Origin of the sequence: Methylomonas defluvii, assembly GCF_033949435.1 — a bacterium.
Taxonomy (GTDB): Bacteria; Pseudomonadota; Gammaproteobacteria; order Methylococcales; family Methylomonadaceae; genus Methylomonas; species Methylomonas defluvii.
In genome coordinates this window covers 1-1,505 of sequence record NZ_JAXARY010000059.1, presented here as the reverse complement: position 1 = coordinate 1,505, position 1,505 = coordinate 1, and the positions used below count along the sequence as shown (strand labels likewise).

The following is a 1,505-nucleotide window of genomic DNA, read 5'->3' as shown; positions in this document are numbered from 1 at the left end:
TTCGGCCAACTTCTGCCGTTCGAGGTGTCTTTGTCAATGGCTGGTATAGATCATAAATTGTTCACTAATGGCAAACAGTTGATACCAGTTCTTCGACACGTTTCGAAAAGTCCTGTGAGTGAACTGATCTATATTGTCCAAACACTTCACTTTCGATCTTCTTAACGGCATCGCATTGGCAGAATTTCCTAAAAGATTCTGCGAAATGCCTTTCTGCTACGATCGTAAGGGCTTTGGAATGTTCGGACATTTTTCTTTGAAATTCACCGGTGCCATAAGTAAGTGGCTCTATTAAGGGATCTTGAGAACGGTCGTTCATTCGCGCTTGATAAAGCACACGGAACGTAAACGATCTTCGCTTTGATGCAATTAGTTCCTCGTCCCTTCGATTAACCGCATCAACAAGCGACAATAGATCCTCACGCCCTATCCCAACTGTCTCTACCGTTATCTTATCTGCAAAAGCGCTAACGGAAGCAATGTCTAGCGAAGTTATTGCTTTGACTACTTGAAGATGAACACTTTTGCCTTTAAGAAGTGACTCAATCTCTCTGTTCGCCATTTCTTTTGCCTTCGCCTGTAGTTGTAGGTACGTTTCCACCATGGACCTACTTTTCTCATCAAGCTTCGGTTCAAGAATTAGGCGCTCTAGAGACCACTCTTTAACCATGCGCGGCCAGATTACTATGCGCATGAAGCCAAAAAGTCCATCCAATCTGCAGGAGTCAAATGGTTGTGATCCCGGTTGGCAGTAAGGGCGAAACCAATAACGCAACTCCTGACCCGAAACAGTCACGATATTCTCATTTATTGCGCACTCACTCTCTTCAATTAGCCTGTTTGTGTGGAGCATCCTAATAAAGTGCTTTGGTTGTTGTGGATGAGTAGGATACGCTTGATCAAGAATCCACTCTAAAGACCGAATCCTTCGTTCAATAGTGGTTTCAAAGGAATTCCAATTAAAGCCTGTCGTCACGTTGATTGCCTGAGTTATTTTAGTTCGTCCAACGCGGTTTTGAGCCGATAGCCGAAGCGTCCGATCATATGCAATTGATTTACGTATATCACCTGTAACAGGTAATTGTGACCGGGTATGATTAAATTGCCGCCATTGAATCAGATTGGTCGACAGACAACAACTGGTCGATTGTGACAATTCATCACTTCCAGAAACCGCAATTCTCTACTGGCATAATCTTAAAGAAATTGGCGATTGACTGTAAATTTGGAACAGAGACGGTTTGGGATGGCATACTCAAACTGCAAAACGCCGAATTATTATTTGGCTTTTGTCAACCAGTGGCGCGCCAGCAGCAGCAAACTGAGCAAGCTGCAAAAAACCATATAGGGCCGTAGGGTGGATAAGCGAAGCGCCATCCACCATAGGAACGCAAATAGGTGGATGGCGCTTCGCTTATCCACCCTACAACTTTTATTATTTGAATGGCTGATTTAAATTTTAAACCGACATTCAAGGTAAATACACGAACTTCCGCCTTGGGTCG

2 protein-coding genes are annotated in these 1,505 nt (G+C 43.8%); both read right to left on the bottom strand.

Going from position 1 to position 1,505, the window contains the following annotated elements; translation table 11 throughout:
- Positions 1 to 64: 64 nt before the first annotated feature.
- On the bottom strand, positions 65 to 1,156 hold the full coding sequence (locus tag QLH52_RS24505; RefSeq protein WP_319963283.1) for a hypothetical protein: 1,092 nt from the start codon (positions 1,154 to 1,156) through the stop codon (positions 65 to 67).
- 136 nt (positions 1,157 to 1,292) lie between these two features.
- Positions 1,293 to 1,505: hypothetical protein (locus QLH52_RS24500; protein ID WP_319963282.1), on the bottom strand; the 213-nt coding region annotated here is incomplete at its 5' end.